Here is a 19,662-nt window from a genome sequence, read left to right on the forward strand (position 1 = left end):
CGGGACGGCACCATGACCCGCTCCTCATCCCGGAGATGCAGGGGAGCGCATCCCGGGGCGGATGCGCGGCGGCGGGCCGGTCTGCGAAGGTGAACCCCATGTGGGAGTGGGGGGCGGACGGGCCGGTGGCCGCGCTGGGGATGGTGGCGGGTCTCGCGGCGGGTCTCGCGGTGGCTCTGGTGCGCACCCGGCGCCGGTGGCAGAAGGCGGTGGGGGAGCGCGGCTGGTTGCTCGAACGGGAGCGGGAGAGCGCCGCGCGGGCCGCGATCGCGGCCGAACGCGACCGTATCGCCCGCGAGTTGCACGACATCGTCAGTCACAACGTCAGCCTCATGGTGGTCCAGGCGGGAGCGGCCCGGGAGGTGCTGGGCACCATGCCGGACGAGGCGGCGGCGGCTCTGCTGGCCGTCGAGGACGCGGGCCGCGGCGCGATGACCGACCTCCGGCATCTGCTGGGCCTGCTGGCGCCGTCGCAGAACGGTGAGGAGCCGGAGGGGGCCCCGGACGCGCGGGAGGACGCGGCCCCGGACGTGGACGCGGACGTGGCTGGGGCTGGGGCCGACAGTGGGGCGAGGGGCGAAGGACGGGTGGTCCGCTCAGGTACCGGCCGGCACGGCGGCGGCCCGGCGGAGGGACTGCGGCGGACGGAGGAAACGGCGTCGACTGGGCGGACGGGGCCGATGGGGCGGATGAGGCGGACGGGGCCGACGGGGCCGACCCATGGAATGGAGCGGGTGGAGCGGGTGGAACGAGTGGGGTGCGTGGAGCGGGCGGAGTGGGTGGAGTCGGCGGAGTTGACGCCCCAGCCCGGACTCGACCGGCTGGGGCCGCTGGTCGACCGGATCTCGTTCGCCGGTCTGCCCGTCGAGGTACGGATCTCCGGCGAGCCCTGTCCGTTGCCGCAGGGCATCGACGTGACGGCGTACAGGATCGTCCAGGAGGCGCTGACCAACGCGCTCAGACACAGTGACGGTGGCAAGGCCGAAGTCACCGTGCGGTACACCGACCGGGCGCTGCGCGTGGAGGTGCTGAACACCGGCCCCAGCGTGCTGACCGGCGGCACTCCCTCGCCAACGCACCCCGCGCGGCCTGCCCCGCGCCATCCGTACGGCACCGGGCGCGGGCTGATGGGCCTGCGCGAGCGTGTCGCGGTGTACGGCGGCGACCTGGACGCCCGGCGCCGCCTCGGCGGTGGCTACCGGGTCCGCGCCCGCATCCCCCTGGACCGACCGTGACGCCGGCCGGGGCCGAAGCGGCGCCCCGCGTGCTCGTGGTCGACGACCAGACCCTGATCCGGACCGGGTTCCGGCTGATCCTCACCGCCCGGGGCATCCAGGTGGTGGGCGAGGCCGCCGACGGCGCGGAAGCGGTGGCGATGGCCCGCGAACTGGAACCGGACGTCGTGCTGATGGACATCCGGATGCCGAACATGGACGGTCTGGAGGCCACCCGACGCGTCCTGGCCGCGAACCCGGAGTGCCGGGTGCTCATCCTCACCACCTTCGACCTCGACCGCTACGTCTACGCGGCTCTGTCGATCGGCGCCAGCGGCTTCCTCCTGAAGGACGTCACCCCCCAGCATCTCGCGGCGGCCGTACGCCTGGTCGACACCGGCGACGCGCTGCTGGCCCCCTCGATCACCCGACGACTGGTGGAGCGCTTCGCGACGGAAGCCGCCGGACCCGCCGCGCTCTCCGCCGACCTCCAGGTCCTGACCCCGCGCGAACTGGAGGTCCTGACCCTCCTCGGCCGCGGCCTGTCCAACACCGAACTCGCGGCCGAACTCACCCTGAGCGAGGCCACCGTGAAGTCGCACGTGGCCCGCATCTTCGCCAAGCTCCATCTGCGTGACCGTGCCCAGGCAGTCGTGATCGCCTATGAGAAGGGGCTGGTCAGAGTCAGGGAGTTCTGACGCGGCGGGCGGCGCCCGGCCCGCCGGACCGACGGGTACCGCGGCCGGACCGACGGGTCCCGCGGGCAGACCGACGAGTCCCGCGGGCAGACCGACGAGTCCCGCGGGCAGACCGTGGGCCCGGACCCGTGGGTCCCTCAGACCTCAGTGGGGCCGCCAGGTGGACTGGATCAGGGCGCGTTCGGTGCCGGTCAGGTAGATCGCGGTGGCGAGCCAGGCGCGGGCGTAGCGGTCCGGGTCGGGGTCGGTGACGCGTCCGAAGACGTCGCGGGAGCGGCGGTCCGCCTCCGCGGTGAGCGCCGTCGCCAGGTCGGCACCCGCCCGGAACCCACTGCGCCGCAGGGCCGCGCCCCCTCCGTCGCGGTCGCCGTCGCGAGCCGGCTCGGCGACCGCGCGGCGCCCCCCGGAGACGGCGACCTCGACCAGTCGGCGCAGCCGCCACAACGGAGCCTCGGCGAGCGGGTCGGCCGGAACCCCGGCGGGGACGTCGACCGCGGGCAGGTCGTCCGACGGCGGGAAGTGCGCGCCCTGGAGGCGGTCGTAGCCCAGGTCGGCGTGGCCCTGCCACTCGTCCGGCAGCCGCAGGGTCGCCTCGGTGCCCGGCACCGGGCCGATCGCGAGCGGGCGCAGTGTGGCGGCACGGTCGGGTTCGAGGCGGCCGAGCACCCGTATCCGCAGACCGGTACGGGTGGCCAGCTGACGGAAGTTGGCGATGTGGGCGAGGTCGGGGTGGCCGTTGGCCGGGGTCAGCCGGACGAGGAGACCGCCGTCGGCCGACTCCCCGGAGCCGGACACCTCGCGGGCGAACAGCTGGTCGCCCGCCGCGCCGACGACGACCAGGTCGCAGCCGATCAGCCTGCGCGCCTCCTGCTGCGCCTGCTCGGGGTCGGCACCCGGGCCGCCGGTCAGCCGCTCGGCGACCGCCTCCGCCAAGGGGCGTGCGAACAGGGCGGCGAGCGGGCCCGACGTCCAGGAGAGACCGGCGAGCGGAGTGGCCCGCACGCCCTTGCCGGAGCCGAGGCGGCCGTCCGGCGAGACCGTCGCGCCGGAGATCAGCAGTCCGCCACGGGAGAGGCGGGCGTGGTCGAGGGTCCCGGAGCCGAGGGCGACCGTCGCCCGGGCGGCACCCCGGGCGCGGGCCGGACCGCCCGGCTTCACGTCGGCGATCGAGAACCAGTTCCCGTCGTCGGAGACGAGATGGGTCACGACACCGCCGTATCCCGTGGCCGAGATCACCGGTTCCCGGCACACGCCGTGCACCCGCAGACCGCCGCCCGGCCGGTAGGCGCGCCGCGCCGTGCCGACGAGGGCGGGGTCGGGGTTCGCCGCCGCCAACAGGCCGCTGGTGAGCAGCAGTTCGCGGACGCTCGCGACCAGGTCGGCCAGCCGGTGGCCGTCGTGCCGGGCCCGCGCCCCGCGCAGTCCGCGTACGACCCGCAGGGCCGCCGCCTCGGCGCGGTGCAGTCCGGCCAGCCGGGCGGTGTGCGCGGCCCGCAGCAACTCCGCCTGCGGCACCGCTCCCGCCGCCGGGACCCCGGCGGCGAGCACCGCCGCGGTGGCCGCCCAGAGACCGGCCGCGGCGGCGACCTGTGCGGGAGTGGGGGGTTTGCCGCCGTCGCCCAGGTCTCCGGCCCTGCCGACTGGGGTGGTGCCTTCAGCGCTGCCAACGCTGCCGGTGGTGCCGGTCTCGGTCGGTCCCGTCGCGTCGGTGGTTCCGGTCTCGGTCGGTTCCGTCGCGTCGGCAGCGGTGGCGGCAGCGGCCCACGTCGTGCCGTCGGCGGGCGTGGCGGACGCGGAGGACCTGCCGGGCTCGCGGGACGCGTCGGCTCCGGCGGGAACGGGGCCTCCGCCCGCCGACGAGCCGGTCGCGCCCGTTGCTCGCGGGCCCCCGGCGGTCGGGGCCTCGCCGGCGCTTCCGTGGAGGCCTGCCGTCGTGCCGGCCGGCTCGTGCTCCGGCTCCGCCGTGACCGCTGACATGGCCTCGGCGTCGGCCACGGGGCAGGCGCTCAGGACGGCGGCGCGGTGCAGACAGCGGGGTGCGAGCAGGCAACTGCACATCGCCCCCTCGGTGTCGGTCACCGCGCCCGAAGGGCCGGGCGTCAGCGTGACCTCGGCGTCCTCGCCGCACCGGACGCGCAGGGTGTCGCCGTCGACCGTGACGGGCAGGGCCGCGTACGTCTCGACCGCTGCGTCCAGTTTCTTACGCAGCCGGGAGGTCAGGCTCTCGACGGCGGCGGCCACCACGTCGGGTGCCGCCGGGGGCAGTTCGGTGTTCATCGGCTCTCTCCGCGGAGGCGGTCCCCCACCCAGCGGGCGAGGGCGAGGGGACTGAGGGCGGCGACCGGCATCCCGGCCGCGACGAGCTGCTGGGCGACGGGAACCGAGTAGCGGGGGGTGCCCGTGTCGTCCAGGGCGGCACAGCCCATCAGGTGCACCCCGGAACCCGCGAGGGCCCGGACCTCGCCCAGGAGCCCGCCCAGCGAGTGGCCCTCCTCGAAGTCGCTCACGACGACCACGAGGGTCCGGCTGGGCACGGTCACCAGGGAACGGGCGTGTGCGAGCCCCGCCGCGATGTGCGTGCCGCCGCCGACCCGGACCTCGAGCAGCAGCGACAACGGGTCGTCCACCCGGTCGGTCAGATCGATCACCTCGGTCGAGAACGCAAGGAAGTGCGTCGACAGCGTGGGCACGCCGCCCAGGACGGCCGCCGTCAGCGCCGACCAGATGACGGAGGCCTCCATCGACCCCGACACGTCGACGACCAGGATCAGCCGCCAGTCCGCCTCCTTGCGGGACCGGGTGCTGAACACCGGCCGCTCCGGCACGACGACGGTCCGGCCGTCCGCCGTACGGCGGGTGCTCGCCAGGTTGGCCCGCAGGGTGCGCGGCAGGTCGAGCCGGCCACCGGGGCGGCGGGTCGGACGCGGGGTGGCCAGGCCGGTGAGCGCGGGGCGCATCCGGGTGGCGAGTTCCTTGGCCAGCTCGTCCACCAGCCGTCGTACCAGCGGGCGCAGCCTGGCCAGTCGCTGTTCGGGCATTCCTCCGGCGAGGTTCAGCACGGAGGTCAGCAGATCGACCGAAGGGCGGACGGCCTTGGGGTCCAACTCGGCCAGTACGTCCGTACGGCCTCGGTCGGCGGCCCGTGCCAGCACTTCCTCACGGACCTCGGCGCCGAACAGCGCGTCCAGCTCCTCGCCCCACTCCCGGGCCGTGGGGAACGACGCCTCCTGGCCGCCGCCCTGACCCGGGCCGCCCCGGCCGAGGTCCGAGGAGCCCTCGCCCCGGCCGGTGCCGTACAACTCGTCCAGCGCGTGCGCGTAACGCCGGGCGTCCTGCGGCAGTTTCTCGCTCTCCCGGCCGAGGAGCAGCCGCCACCGGTCGGTGGGCGAGAGGCGGAGGGGCGAGGCGGACGCCTGACCGTCGGTGGGGGCTCGGAGCGTCCCGACGGTCGCGGGGGAGCCGGCCGGCGCGGGGGCGGTCGCCGTCCCGGCGGCCGGGACGCCGGTCAAGGCCTTCGGCCCGTCCGTGGCACCGGGGCTCTGCGCGATTGCGGGGCTCTGCGTGACGGCGGTGCTCTGCGTGCTGCTCTCGGGAGCGCCCGCCGGGGTCGTACGGACGGGCAGCCGGAGGGAGTTGACCGCTGTCAGGCCCGCCGCGTCCGCCGCCGTCCACAGGGCGAGGAGTTCCGGTGAGGCGGTGAGGGACAGGTCGAGACGGTCGCCGAGGCGTTCGGTGACCGTGCCGAGCAGACGGTCGCGGCCGGCCGGGGTGAGCGTGTCGAAGCCGCCGCGCAGGGCGGGCAGCCGGTCCAGGAAGCCCTGGTCCGTGAGTGTGTCGACGCGGTCGAGCAGCGGGTCCAGCGCGGTCGGCGCTGACTGGAGCAGCGGGGCCGCGCCGCTGAGCAGACCGGTGAGCCGACGGGCGAGCCCGAGGCGGCCGTCGGGGCCGGTGGCCGTGTCGATCCAGCCGGCCGCCCGCGTCCCGACGGTGTCGGCGCCGTCGAGGTCGAGCAGGACCCGGGCGGCGAGGGCAGCCCCTTGTATCAGCGGGGAACCGGTGCGCGCCAGCGTGCCCAGGGCGTCGTCCATCCGCAGACCGAGGCGGTGCTCACCGGCCCGGGAGGCGAGCGCGACGAGCGCGGCCGCGTCCTCCGGCTGGTCGCTGCCCGCGAGACCGGGCAGCGCGCGGACCGCCGCCTCCAGGAGATCGACGGCCAGATCGGCCGCCGACGACCTGCCCTCGGGTGTGGTGCCGGGCAGATGGCCCCGGCGCAGCGCCTCCAACAGGTCGAGCGCTTCGAGCAGTTCCGGCAGGGTGGCCGCGGCCGGGAGCACCGCGGCGGCGTCCGCCAGCCGGTCGGCGACCAGCGCGGGCAGGTCGCAGCGGGCCGCCGCCCGGAGCCCGGCGAGGACCAGGGCACAGGTGGGCCCCCCGTCCGCCGACTCCCGGCGGAAGGTCTCCCGCAGGGTGCCCTCGGCTGCCAGGGCCGCGGTCACACCCCGGATCCCGGCCAGGTCGAGCCGGACGGGAACCGCCGGGGTCCACGACACCCGCCACCGCGTGGTGAGCGCCGTGCCGTCGCCCGTGCCGGCCACCTCCGCGGACTCGCCGTAGCCCGCACCGCACGCCGCGAGGCGCTGGAGCAGGATCTCGCGGCGGCCGTCGAGGGCGGAGCGGAGCGGGTCGAGCCGGAGTTCGCGCGAGGCGGGGTCCTCCGGGCCGGGCAGCCGCACCTCGGCCAACTCCGCCTCCACGGACGGGCCGAGACCGGAACGGGGTGTGCCCGGTGCGATCCGGCCCCGCTCGGTGCCGACCAGCACCACTTCGAGCGCCCGGGCGAGAGCGCGGCCCCGCCCGAGCGGCTCGCCCTGGCCCATCACCGTCGTCAGCGCCTCCAGGACCTCGCCCCGGCCGGGGGCGGCGAGACCCCGGAGACTGGCCAGGTCGCCCGCCATCCGCAGGGTCTCGGTCGCCTCGCCCGTGCCCGCGGTGTGCCCGGCCGCGCGCAGCTCCCGGCACACATCGGTGATCGCCCGCGCGGCGGCGCCGTGCAGCAGCTCGGGGTCGCCCCCGGCCGTGAACACCGCCTGCTGCCAGCGCGGGTCGCGGATGCCCGCCGGATACCCGGAGCGGGAGTCCAGCAGGTCGAAGGCGTACGGGACGAGCGAGGTGACGACCGGCGGGTGCTCCCCGACGAGGCCCGCTCCCCGGGCCCCGGCCGCGGTGCCGCCCGCCCCCGACGCCGACATCGCTCCGTCCGTCCCGTTCGTTCCGGCCGTCCCGGCCGTCTGCGTGCCGACGGTTCCGGCCGCTCCCTCCTTGGCGCCGGCCGGGTCCGCCTCCCCGGTGGCCGTGTCCGTGAGTGCCGGGGCGTGGAACGCGCCGATCACGGCCGCGACGCGGCGCCCGCCCGCCGCGGCGCGGACGATCGTGTCGCGCATGTGTGCCTCACGGGCCAGGTCGACCGACGGCACGCCGCCCGCCGATTCGGCGTCGCGCCGCAACGCCCAACCCACGCCGAGGGCCGCGCGACGGATCGCCTCGGGCGTACAGCCGGGAGCGAGCACCTCCACGCACCGGTCCCACAGGTCGTCACCGTCACGACCGGTCCCGGCGGCGGTGAGCGCCGCCGCGAAGTCGGTGGGCGAGACGAGGGCCGCCCTCGGGCCGTCCTGGTCCGACGTCGAACGGTCCGTGTGTGACGTGGGACGGTCCGGGTCCGACGTGGGACGGTTAGGGTCCGACGCCGGACGGGCCGAGGACGGGCCGGGCCCGGCCGTGGTCACCTCCGCCCGGTCCGTGCTCCACGCCGGATGCGACATCGGCAGGTCGCAGCACACCACGTCCTTCCCCCGCTCCCGAGCCCAGCGGAGGGCGGCGAGTTCGGGGGAGAAGTCGGCGAACGGGTAGAAGCCGAGGCGGCCGCCCTCACCCGCCCCGGCCAGGGCGACCGGCGCGAGTGTGCCCGGGGCGGAGAGGTGGGGAAGCCAGTGCTGGAAGTCGGCCGGCAGCTCCACGCAGACGACGTCGGCGCCGGAGTCGTCGAGCAGGGAGGGTACGGCCGCGGCGAGGGCCGGGCTGTGGTGCCGTACCCCCAGCAGGTACGGCGCCGCCGAGTCGGCGAGGGCGGTGACGGCCTCCCGCGGTTCCTGAGTGGTCGTCACCGAAGGTTCTCCCGCAGGTCCCAGAGGCGGCGCCACATCGCCGAGCCGTCCTCGGCGCGACGGCGCACCGGGCCGTCCCAGTAGCCGAGCAGCCTGGCGTGGTCGGCCGGGTCGTCCTTGCGGACCACGCCCAGCAGGTGCCCGGGGACGAGGTCGAGCACGTCCCCACCGGGCAGGTACGCGGTGGCCACCCCGAGCGAGGCCGCGACCGACACGGCCTCGGCGGTGGACATCACCGTGCCCGGGCGTTCCACGTCCCAGCCCTCGGCGGAACGCCCGGCACGCAGATCGCGGAAGACGGTGACCAGCACGTCGAGCACCGCGTCGTCCACGCCGAAGGCCGCCCCCGCCCGCTGCACCGCCGCCTCCGCCTGCCGCCGGACCAGGGCGGTCTCGGCGTCGACGTCGGCGATGGGGTGCACGGTCTCGAAGTTGAAGCGGCGCTTGAGAGCGGCCGACATCTCCGAGACACCCCGGTCGCGCAGGTTGGCCGTGGCGATGACCGTGAACCCGGGCGCGGCCGCGACCTGGGCGTCGTCCGTGCCGGACAGCTCGGGCACGCTCACCCGGCGGTCGGACAGGATCGACACCAGGGCGTCCTGCACCTCGGGCAGACAGCGGGTGATCTCCTCGACCCGTGCCACCCGGCCGGAGCGCATCGCCCCCAGCACCGGAGAGTCGACCAGCGCCTGCGGGGTCGGGCCCTGGGCGAGCAGCAGGGCGTAGTTCCAGCCGTAGCGGAAGGCGTCCTCGGTGGTGCCGGCGGTGCCCTGCACGGTGAGCGCGCTGGTGCCGCACACGGCGGCCGACAACAGCTCGGAGAGCATCGACTTGGCCGTGCCGGGCTCGCCGACGAGCAGCAGGCCGCGCTCACCGGCGAGGGTGACCACGCACCGCTCGACCAGGGCGCGTTCGCCGACGAACTTGGGCGCGATCACCAGCTTGTCCGGCAGCGTCTCGTGCGGCTTGGGCAGCTTCAGTGCCTCGCCGCCGCTGCCGCAGACGAAGGTGACCACGGCACGCGGGGTCAGGCGCCAGCCGGGCGGACGCGGGCCCTCGTCATGGGCCGCGAGGAAGTCGAGTTCGGTGGCGTGGCGCTCCTCGGCGGGCAGGGTCTGCCGGGCCGGAAGGGCCGTCGCCGTGTCGGTCGGGGTCATGAACGTCCTTGCTCAGTAGGTCAGTAGGTCAGAGGGGCAGAAAGTCAAAGGGTCAGAAGGGCGGTGGGTCGGGAGGTCAGCACGTCGGGAGGTCGGCAGGGCACCAGGCGGGGCCGCCGTTCGTGCAGGTGATGCGAGACCGGGGCGCCCGGCGGCCGGGCGCCCCCTGCTCAGCGGCGGCGGCCCCGCCGCACCTTCAGCTCCTCGAACCGGGGCGTGTCGCCGTCCTGGATCCGCTGCCAGGCCCTGCGGTACAGGTCGGCGGCCGGTTCGGACGGCACGATCACGTCGAGCGTGGCCTGCTCGTCGCTCATCAGGCCGGCGAACAGCGGCAGCTTCCACCGCTCCAGCGGCAGCCGCGGTGACTTGGGGTCGACCCAGGCGCCGGGCAGGAAGAGGGAACGCCCTGCCCTGGCACGGGTGGCCTCCACCACCAGCTCGCCCCCGGCCAGTTCGGCACGGGCCGCCTTGAGCCGGGCCGGCTTCCACCCCGTCCAGCGCGCCGTCATCCGGTCCGTCGGGTCGGGCATGGCGAGCAGCATCAGATAGAGCGTGGCGGCGTCCTCGCCGAGGCCGTACTCCTTCGCCACCTCGGTCACCAGCTCGGGCACCGAACGGCTCGGGTCCTGCGGCCACCAGGTGCCGTCCTTGCCGCGCTCGCCCGCCACCGGGTCGCCCGGGTCGGCCAGCAGCGCGGCGTACTGGGCGGAACGGGCCAGTCGCAGCGCCACCTCGGCGGCGTAGGGCTGCTGGTCGTCGACGCGCAGGGCGGGCAGGTACGGGTCCTGGCCGGCCTCGTCGAGCAGTGCGACCCGGATGCCGGGCGCCGGCTGGTCGTCGTGGGTGGCCAGGATGACGGCGCCGTACCGCTCGAAGCCCTCACCGACCTCGGTCGGGGTGCCCGCGGTCTTCCGGAACTGGGGGAGGCCGATGTACCGCCCGAGGTCCAGCACGAGCCCGGGGTGCGCGAGCCGCTCGCGCACGGCGGTGAGCGCGGCGGGCAGCGCGGCCCGCAGCGGGTCGCCGGCGGGCAGCCGGTGGGCGAGCCAGGCGGCGAGGCCGACCGAGCCGACGAGGGTGTCCGCGGTGAACCCGACCGCGTTGTCGTCGACGGGCCGGACCCGGTCGCCCTTGACGGCCCATTCCAGGTCCTGGGTGAGCCGGGGTTCACCGGCCGGGTGCAGCAGCGCGGGCAGGGCGGCCCGGAGCTCCCACGGGGAGTGCTTGACCGCGCGGGTCGCGTCGGCGAACAGTTCCTCGGGGACGGTCGTCCGCCTGCCCACCCTTCTGTTCCAGACCTCGGCCGCGGCGGCCACGTCCGGCCCCTCGGTCCACAGCCGGGCGGGGTCGGCCGGGAGCAGCGCGGCCACCACCGCGGCGCGGATGTCGCCGTCGACGCCGCGCAGTTCGTCCTTGGCGACGGCCGCGGGTGCCAGCTTCACACCGAGGGCGTTGCGTGCCTCCGTGGACAGGAACGCACGCTGGTAGAGGTCCACCTGGGGAAGTCCGGCGACGATCAGCCGGGCCATCGTGTCGGTGACCCCGGTGCGACGCGCGAACTCCTCGGCGGCCTCCGGGAACCACGGGGCCGGGCCACGCGCCGCCAGCTCCGCGAGGAGCGCGCCCAGCCGGGCCGCCTCGCCGGCCCCGCTCACCGGGCAGGACTCGCGGAGGGTGTACGGCTCCGGTGTCTCGAAGCGTCCCGTCGGGTCGTGGAAGAACCCGGTGAAGACGGCGCCGTCGTCGTCAAGGGAAAGGCGTCCCACGATCGCGAGGAAGGCGTCCTCGCCCAGCGGCAGCAGACCGTTCCACGAGCCGGCGCGCCACTCGCCCGACGCTGTGCGCAGTTGGTCGGCCTTGAGGCTCACGATCACCCCGCGCCACCGCTCGGCATGGGCACCGACCCCCAGTCCCAGTGCCGCGAACCGGTCGAGCAGGGTGCGCAGCGCCTCCCGGTGCTCCTCCGAGGTGGTGGCGGCCGCGGCGCGGAAGGCGATGGCGCTGATGCGGTCGGCCAGTGACCACAACTCCGGCTGCCCGCTCGGCAGTTCGGTCCCGTCGAGGTGGAGGCGTACGGCCGCTCCCTTCGGGGCGGCGGTGGCGGGGAGAAGCCCGGCGGCCCTGCTCATCACGCGCAGCGAACGGAAGACGGTGTCGGCCTCCTCGTCGCGGTTCCACCAGTGGCGCGTCGGCTCGCCGAGGCCGCTCAGCGCGCCTTGGAGGACGGTGTCGGCGGGGCCCGCGGGCCCCTCCAGCTCGTCCACTCCCTCGTCGAGCGCCCGGGTGAGCCGGGCCGCCGCCGCGTCGAGGACGGCCTGCTGGCCGGCGGCGTGGCGTACGACTCCGGCGATGCCCGCGACGAGGGCGTCGTGCGTGACCGGCAGCAGCGCGCGGATCGCGTCGGGCAGCGCGTCCTTGTCCTTGTGGGCGGCGGCGGCCAGCAGGGCCGTCGACGTGGCCGCGTCGATACGGCGCAGCGCGGCGGAGCCCTCCGGGTCGCGGGCTGTCATGCACTCCCAGAACTGCACCGGAGGCAGCAGCAGCGTGCCCTCGCCGTAGACGCCCGGGGTGCGGTCCGTCTTCGCGACCGAGGTGACCACGCCGTCGTGGTCGACGATCTCCAGCTGCCAGCCGTTGCGGACGACGGCGCGGGCCCGGTCGTCGCCCGGGAACACGACGAGCGCGGACGGCCTGCCCCTCTCGCGGGGCAGGGTGACGGTGTGTCCGGCGAGGTCCTGGGTGCGCCACGAGCCGTCGGGCAGCTGGACCGTGCGGATGCCGACCACGCCGTCCACGGGGGCCGAGGCCGGTGCGTGGCCGACGGTCGGGGAGGGGCCGAGCCAGCCGCTGTCGTAGACGCTGCCCTCGGGGGCGTCGCGCAGCGCGTCGGCGAGGAAGGCGGGCATGCTCATGCGGCCGCGCCGGTCCGTCGCCGGGTCGTACTCGTGGAACCCGTGCGTGTCCCGCTCGCCCTCCGCGTGCCAGACCCAGTACGAGGCGCCGTCGAACACCAGCCACCGCTCGTCGGGGATCGTGGTGTCCCCGGCGTGCAGCACACCCGCGCCGGTGGTCCGGCCGCCGCCCGGCAGGGGCAGGGTGGTCTTCAGGTCGGCCTTGTACCAGTCCATCTCGGTGCCCCGGGTGCCGCCCGGCCCCTCCATGGGCTGGGGGCTGTCGGCCCGGGTGTGCCAGTAGCCGCGCAGGCCGTTGCCCCGGGACCGCCAGTAGACGAGCAGCTCGCCGTCCACGTGGTGGAAGCCCGGGTCGCCCCACTTGTCGTCCGCGGGGATGCGCAGGTCGTGCGTGAGGAGTGTGCCCTCCGCGCCGATCACCCGGGCCTGGGCGGCGCCCGCCACGACGAGGTGCGGCCAGGCGTCGGCGACGATGATGTCCTCGACGTCGTCCTTCGGGACGAGCGTGGCGGTCGCGTCCTCCCAGGCGGGCCAGCCGAGTTCGTCGAAGAGGCCGGCGCGCAGGGTGCGTGACAGCACCGGCGCCAGGTCGGTGGAGACGGCGGCGCGCACCTCGTCCTCGGCGAGCGCCAGCGCCTCGGCGGGCAGCCACTTCAGCCGGGTGAGCGCGTCGGGCAGCCGGGGCAGACCCACGGCGGCGAACCGCCGGACGACCTCGCGCACCCACTCGGTCAGCAGCGGTCGCCCGCCCGGCGACGCGGCCAGCACCCGGATGGCGCGTCGCCCCGCGTCGTCGTCGCCGAAGCGGTCCGCGCCCCGCCGGAAGCCCTCGTGGAACCGGGGGTCGGCGGCCAGCGACAGCAGCTCGCGGTGCCCTTCGCCCGGGGCCCACTGCTCCAGCGGCAGCGACCCGTCCTTCGCCGGGGCGGCCACGGGCACGTCCAGGGACAGCAGCAGATCCATCAGATCGATGTCGTGCGTGACCCGCACCTCACGTCCGGTGGTGGTGAGTTCGGCGCGCAGGCGGTCCGCCGCCCGCTCGACCAGCGGGTACAGCTCGAGCATCCGGGTGGAGCCGCGCCAGGACCGGGCCCGCTCCCGGTAGGTCAGGAACCGCTCCAGCCAGCCCGCCGTGCCGTCGTGCGGACGCTGCTCGTCGGGCAGGGAGCCGTCCCACAGCCCGGCCGTGGCGCCGGAGGCCTCCAGCATGTCCAGCCACATCGCGGGCATCTCGTCGTCGTGGGACGAGGGCAGCGTGTCCAGCAGGATGCCCCGCACCTTGGGCTCCCGCGCCGCCAGCGCCACCAGCGCCGTACGGTGGCCCTTCCACCAGCCCGCCGCCGCGCGCGCCGTGGACGGCAGGACCAGCAGTTCGGCCAGATACTCCTGTTCGGTCAGGTCCGCGTCGTGGCCGGCGGCCCGGGCCAGCCGACGCAGGTCGTTCGCCATCTGCGCCGAAGGCGGCAGACCGCCCGCCGTGCGGCGCAGGCACAGCTTGGTGAAACGCCGCAGCGCCTCCTCGGCCGGGACCCGCGCGGCCAGCTCCTTCGCGTACGCCGACAGCACCTTCACCGGGAGCGCGCCGGCCAGCGCGAACTCCAGGAACACGGCGTCGAGCCGCTCCTCCTCGACGACCAGCCCGTGCTCCGCCTCGGCCTTGCGGGCGCGGGTGAACAACTGGGCCGCGTACGTGGCGTTCTCCTCCGCGAGGAACACCCGGCCGGCCTGCTCGAAGAAGGTCGGCAGGAAGTGCGGCACCGACGCCGCCAGCCGCTCGCCGATTTCCAGATAGGCGTCCATGGCCAGCTTGGGCTTGGACTTCGCCTGCCGTGCGGCACGCTCCAGGTCCGGCACGATGCCCAGCGCGTGGTGCCCGTCCGCCGGATGGTGCACCAGCACCCACTCGGGGAAGCCCAGCGACTGCCGCAGCCCGAGCCCCACGACGGCCGGCTCCGCGTCCCGCTCCAGGCCGAGGAACCCGGCGGCCAGATCCTCCGCCGCCCCCAGCTCCCCGGCGACCAGCCGCACCACCACCCGGTCCTCCAGGCCCGGGTGACGGTACGTCCGCGCGGTCAGCGGCACCGCCCGCTCCCCGGCCCCCTCGGTGTCCGGCGGCAGCACCCCGCCCGCAGCCAGCACGTCCTCGTACGACACCTGCGTCCCCCCGCTCATGCGTCCTTGCCCTCCTCGATCACGCGCCCGGCGTGCAGCGCCGCGGCCATCCGCATTCCCTCCGACCAGGCCACCGGGCCCACCTCGCCGAGCGGCAGGGCGTGGCCGTCCTGGTCCTGCCAGGTGAGACCGCCGGTCTCCACCTCTTCGTCCCAGTACGGCTCCCCGATCCACACGGAGGCCTCCACGGTGCGCTCGCCGTCCCGGACCCGGGCGGTGGCGTAGCCCCCGGAGACGCGGTATCCCAGGGAGGTTGCGCGCGCGGCGAGGGCGAAGCGGGAGCGGTACCGGCCGCCGGTGAACTCCCGCACCTGGGTCGCCTTGGCGGCCAGGTCGTCCGGTCGTCGCCAGGTGGCCCGGTGTATCTGCTCGACGCGCTGGACGATGCCGAGCTCCGCCGCGAACTCCCGGATGTCGTCGAGGTCCGGCAGCAGGACCGGGTGCGGCAGGGTCACCGTGCGCGGGGAGAGGCGGACCGTCTCACCGTCCAGGTTCACCACCCGCAGCTCGCCGGCGTCGGTGGCGCCCCGCAGGAAGCCGACCTCGTCCGGGTCGTCGCCGACCACCGCGACATCGCGCAGCGCGGCCTGCCACGCCTCGTCCGGCCACACCCGGGCCAGCAGACCGGTGGGTACGGGCAGTGACGACACCATCCAGGCGTCCACCTGTTCGACGCACGCCGTCGCGTGCCGATCCAGCCATTCGGCGAACCGGCGCAGCCGGTCCACCTCGGGGTGGTCCTTCAGCGCCTTGGGCAGCGACTTCAACTGCCGTCCCGCCGCACGGCCCGAGGTGGCTCGCGCAGCCACCCGCCCCTCCACAAGAGCGACTTCGTACCCGTCGCCCGCCGACAGCCAACCCACGTACCCCAGCCCCTAGCGTCAATCCCACAGGAAGAAAGCACAGTTCAGCCGGGGAATCCCGGCCCACGTGCGACCATGTGCGGAACGCTAGCGGCAGCCACTGACAACCGGTCCGGCGCCTCCCCCCGGAGCCCCCTCCAGCACGTCGGGACGTCCCGACGGTGAAGCGGACACGCGGAACGATCCCTCCGGCGTCCGGCAAGCCAATCGAAGCGGACAGGGGCGACGCATCCGTAGACCTACGTAACCGGAGTACGTATTACCGGCCAGTCGTCGTAGGCGGCGCCGCGCGGCCCTCGCGCTCACCCTGCGCAGTGACCCGCCCCGGTCACCGGCCGGTCGGCGCCGCCTCCGTCCGCCCGGACCCTAAGGCAGCACCGCCCCGGCCGACCGCGGCGCGGCCTCGCACCTTCCGGCCGGGCGGGCGCGGGTCACCACATGGCTGATGCCGGTGGTGGAGTCGAGCCAGATCACCCGGGTGCCGGTGGCCGCCGCCGCGGACAGCTGCTCGCCACGGTTGCAGGAGACGCGGGCGCGCCGGCCCGTGTCGCCGTCGAACTGCCAGAGTTTGGCCAGGGACTCGTTGCGGATCGCGGGGTCGCCCGTGCGGGCCCCCGCGGTGACCGTGTCCTCGGACGCCGTCACGTCGAAGACGTTCAGGGAGTTCGGGCCGCTCTCCGGGCTCAGGTCCACCACGCCCGAACCGTCCAGCGCGGAACGCCTCAGCAGCGTCCTGCCGTCGTCCCGGACCTCGTTGGCGAGCCAGTACGCGTACCGGCCGTTCACGGCGGTCGGGCCGAGACTCGTGGTCGACTCCGAGCGGTGCAGCAGCGTGTCCTCACCGGTCGCGACGTCGATGGTCCGCGTGGAGTACTCGTACGACGCCCGCACTCGCCGGTAGTCCTGGTAGACGACCCGTCCGTCGCTCAGCGACGGGAAGGACGCCCGGCGGTACGTGCCGCCGCCGACGGAGACCTTGCCCGCCGGGTCCTTCAGGCTCAGATACGTCACGCCCCGGCGCCCGCCGTGGTTGTGGTGCTCGAAGGCCACGGTGTCGCCCTCGACGGCGATCGAGGAGCCCACGCCTCGGCCGGACCACAGCTTCCGGACGGGACCGCCCGCGATCGGCCGTGCGAGGACCTCCACGGGACCGGAGCCGTACGCCGCCCAGACCACCGTCTTCCCGTCGGTCGCCGGATCGACGTGGTAGCGGCCGTCGTTGGGGCTCATCAGCTTCAGCCGTCCGGAGCCGTCGGTGCGCCCGGCCCACACCGAGTACGCCTCGGTGCCCGCTTCGTTCGAGGACGAGGCCACCCACCAGTCGCCCCCCGCGCCCAGGCGGGAGTCGGTGGTGTTGACGCGTTCCAGCAGCGGGTCGGAGTCGACGCCCAGGGCGAGCTCCCAGTCGGCCACGATGCCATGGGCGTTGAACGCCCGCCGCACGGCGTTCAGGTCCTGGCCCTCCACTCCGAGGGCCCCGGCGGCGGCGAGCACCGCGTCCCGGCCCTGGGTGAAACCGTCGAGCGGGGTGAGGTACTCGGTGAGCGCCTTGTACACGATCTCGTCGGTGAGCGCGGCGCCGAGGTCCTCGCGGATGTCCCACAACGCCCCGGAGAAGATCGTGGAGTTGAGGTGGACGCCGCCGCTGTCCGTGCCGAACCCCACGCCGAGGAAGGACGTGGCCGTGGTCCGCCCGTCGTTCAGGTCGCGCAACGCGCACGCGGCGGGTGTCCTGGTGCGGCACAGCCGCTCGCCCAGGAGCCCGGCGTCCGGGTCGTCCAGGGGAAGGCCGTACACGTCCGTCTCGATGGCGTTGCCGAAGTAGTCCGCGATCGCCTCGTTCAGGGCACCGGACTGGCCCGCGTAGACGAGGTCGGCGGAGTGGTCGATGACGCCGTGGGTCATCTCGTGCCCGACGACGTCCAGCCCGGCGGAGAGCGGACGGTACTCGGCGTCGCCGGTGCCGTACACCATCTTCGTGCCGTCCCAGAAGGCGTTGACGTACGGCTGCCCGTAGTTCGTCACTCCCACGAGGGAGTCGACCGACATACCGCGCCCGTCGAGGCTGTCGCGGCCCTGCCTGCCCTTGAACCAGTCGTAGACCTGCCCGGCGGCCCAGTGCGCGTCCACCGCGCCCGCCTCGGTCGCCTCCGCCGCGAAGTCCGGGGTGGGCGAGGCGAACTCCCGCAGGTCCTCGGGCCATACGCCGGCCACGTCGGTGACCTGCCTGCCGCGCGCGTCCCAGGTCGACAGGACGGGACGCCCGGTCTCCTCGTCGGCCCGGGACGTGTCGCGCAGGACGTGCGCGCCGCGGATCTCGTCGAGGGTGACCTCCAGGCCCACGGCCCGGCCGTCCAGCTTGACGCCGGAGCCCGCCGCGGCCCGCCCGGCGATCCGGTCGGGCGCGTCGACGCGCTCGTCCGCGTTCACCCCGGTGGTCGCCCCGGGCGCGCCGAACGTCTTGATCCCGCTGTACTGCAGGACCGGATACCCGGCGTCGGCGTCGACGTACACCTCGCGCAGCACCGGCTCACCGCCCACCGGGTTCGCGCCCCGGACGGTGACGTGCCGGGTGAGCACACCGGTGCCGGAGGGCAGGACGACCAGGCCGTTCGACGTGCCGGTGAGCGGATGCGCGTCCTCCACGCCGCTCTCCTCACCGCCCTCCGCGTACGCGGTGAAGTCCCGCGTGCGCAGGTCGGACAGCACGGCGTCGACGGCCCGTTCGACGGCGAGCGCGTCGTCCACCTCGGTGGCGGTGGTGTCGGCCCGCAGACCCGTGAAGTACTTGCCGGACGTGCCGGTGACGACCCGTTCGCCGTCCCGCTTCTCCATGCGTACGACGTACTGGCCGCCCAGCACCGGCACGCCCCGGTGCTCCTGCCGCAGCCGTACGGTCTCGTGCCCGTCGTCCGTCGTGAGGGTCCCCGCCGGTTCCAGGTCGCGCCGAGGATGCGCGATCCGGTAGCGGTCCCGCTGTTCTGCGAGATGGGCGCGTGCCGCGTCCACCGCGTTCGGGGTGTCGGGGGCCTGTTCGCGCAGGCCTTCCACCAGCGCGGGTGTCGCCGTCCGCTGACCCGGTATCAACTCTCCCGGGCTCGGTGGCGGTGCCGTACCCCTCGTCGCCGCGTCGGCGGGCATCGCCGACACGACGAGTGCGGCGACGCCGATCAGCGCCGCCGCACCGGATCTGCCGTATCGACGTGCTCCCGATGACCCCGACCGTCTTTCCGCACTCGCTCCGGACCGGCCCACGGTGCCCCCATTCCCCCAACAATCGGAAACCGGCGGTGGTCGACCGCCGGGCACGGCCATGGAACAGGCGATGCTCCGACTCATCAACGGGGCGGCGGTTTCCACGGACGACTTCCGGCCCCGCGACCGCGGGGGCCGGGAGCGGGGCCGGAAATCGGCGGATGGCCGAGATCCCGCACACCAGGTGGCGGCGGGGAAGCGGCCCGTGAGGTGCGATACGCGCCAATGCCGTCCCGTCCGCACCACGCCCCGAACGAGTGTCACCGACCCCGTCCGCACCCCCTGTCACACAACGGTTACCGTGCGCTGATACCGGCCTCCGGGGGGCCGTCACGGATCCACCGCCTCTCCTTCACCCGGCGCCCACTTCCGGCCGTGGGGCGGTCGCTCGCCGCCCGTCGGGGCAGACGGTGCGCCCGCCGGATGCCTAGCCTCCCGGCCCATGCGATCACCACTGATGAGACGCTTCGGCCTCGGTGCCGTCCTGGCCCTCGCCCTCGCCGTGTTCGGCACGGCCCCCGGCGCGAGCGCGGCCGCCGCGGCACCCGCGGAACTGACGTTCGCCACCGACAGCGCCACCACGACGCCCGGTGGCACGGTCAACCTGTCGATGACGATCACGAACAACCACACGTACGACGTCTGGTTCATCTACCAGACCATCGAGCCCACCTGGCTGACCACCCAGCGCCCCGACCTGAAGTACTCCTTCACCGGCTGCAGCCTCGCCACGGCCGCCGGCGCCACCCCCTGCTCCGGGACCGGCCCCGCCAACCTCGGCACCAACTACGGCGCCACGGTCCCGCCCGGCCAGAGCCGTACCGTCACGCTGACGCTCCAGGTCGCCGGTGACTCCGGCTGCAACGGGAACATCGGCTTCTACTCGTACTACTACGCCGAGTTCAGCGACAGCACCAACGTCAGCGGCGGACCGGTGTTCACGCCCGAGACGCGGGTGCTCTGCGCCTGACGGTCCGTCGGCCAAGGCGGTCGTGACGGGAGTGACCTGAAATGATCTGCGATCAGGCTTCCGTCATGGTCTGAACCACTGGCGAACGGCCGGGCGGGCCCGAACGGTCCGCCGACACGTCCCGCGGGGCCCGGACCAGCGCGCCGGGCCCTCGTGGTCGTCGTAGGCCCCGTTCCGGGTGGATGAGAAAACGTTCAATTCGGTTCCTTGTCCGCTCAGTTGGACACCTGCGCTTTTCCGTCATGTTTCGCAGCATG

General features: G+C 74.8%; 9 protein-coding genes. 3 read left to right on the forward strand and 6 right to left on the reverse strand.

The genetic code is table 11. The features are described from left to right. Positions 1-98 precede the first annotated feature (98 nt). Both RM704_RS12145 and RM704_RS12150 read left to right on the forward strand, forming a co-directional pair. Positions 99-1,235, forward strand: a complete 1,137-nt coding sequence (locus RM704_RS12145) for a sensor histidine kinase (protein WP_037657519.1) — start codon at positions 99-101, stop codon at positions 1,233-1,235. Then, the gene (locus tag RM704_RS12150) at positions 1,232-1,912 is read left to right on the forward strand and encodes a response regulator (protein WP_033525776.1); all 681 of its coding nucleotides are present in this window, start codon (positions 1,232-1,234) and stop codon (positions 1,910-1,912) included. Before RM704_RS12145 ends, RM704_RS12150 begins: the two co-directional genes overlap by 4 nt. 144 nt (positions 1,913-2,056) lie before the next feature. Here the strand turns inward: RM704_RS12150 and RM704_RS12155 are convergent, their stop codons facing one another. From RM704_RS12155 to RM704_RS12180, 6 genes are all read right to left on the reverse strand, one after another. Continuing rightward, positions 2,057-4,189: a hypothetical protein gene (locus tag RM704_RS12155; RefSeq protein ID WP_033525777.1), complete on the reverse strand. Its 2,133-nt coding sequence runs from the start codon at positions 4,187-4,189 to the stop codon at positions 2,057-2,059. After that, on the reverse strand, positions 4,186-8,076 hold the full coding sequence (locus RM704_RS12160; protein ID WP_033525778.1) for a vWA domain-containing protein: 3,891 nt from the start codon (positions 8,074-8,076) through the stop codon (positions 4,186-4,188). Before RM704_RS12160 ends, RM704_RS12155 begins: the two co-directional genes overlap by 4 nt. Next, on the reverse strand, positions 8,073-9,233 hold the full coding sequence (locus RM704_RS12165) for an ATP-binding protein (protein ID WP_033525779.1): 1,161 nt from the start codon (positions 9,231-9,233) through the stop codon (positions 8,073-8,075). The genes RM704_RS12160 and RM704_RS12165 overlap by 4 nt, the downstream gene beginning before the upstream one ends. Positions 9,234-9,403: 170 nt before the next feature. Continuing rightward, entirely contained in the window at positions 9,404-14,317 is a 4,914-nt protein-coding gene (locus tag RM704_RS12170; protein ID WP_192829590.1) for a DNA-binding protein, read from the reverse strand. Then, positions 14,314-15,180: a DUF4132 domain-containing protein gene (locus RM704_RS12175; protein WP_033525780.1), complete on the reverse strand. Its 867-nt coding sequence runs from the start codon at positions 15,178-15,180 to the stop codon at positions 14,314-14,316. The genes RM704_RS12170 and RM704_RS12175 overlap by 4 nt, the downstream gene beginning before the upstream one ends. A 366-nt stretch (positions 15,181-15,546) precedes the next feature. After that, the gene (locus tag RM704_RS12180) at positions 15,547-18,321 is read right to left on the reverse strand and encodes a M4 family metallopeptidase (RefSeq protein WP_052145887.1); all 2,775 of its coding nucleotides are present in this window, start codon (positions 18,319-18,321) and stop codon (positions 15,547-15,549) included. Between the two features lie 556 nt (positions 18,322-18,877). On the opposite strand from RM704_RS12180, the gene RM704_RS12185 reads away from it, so the two are divergent. Further along, a complete protein-coding gene (locus RM704_RS12185; protein ID WP_033525781.1) occupies positions 18,878-19,405 on the forward strand; it encodes a hypothetical protein in 528 nt (175 codons plus the stop codon). Positions 19,406-19,662 lie beyond the last annotated feature (257 nt).

Source organism: Streptomyces gottesmaniae (assembly GCF_031845845.1).
Classification (GTDB): domain Bacteria; phylum Actinomycetota; class Actinomycetes; order Streptomycetales; family Streptomycetaceae; genus Streptomyces; species Streptomyces akebiae.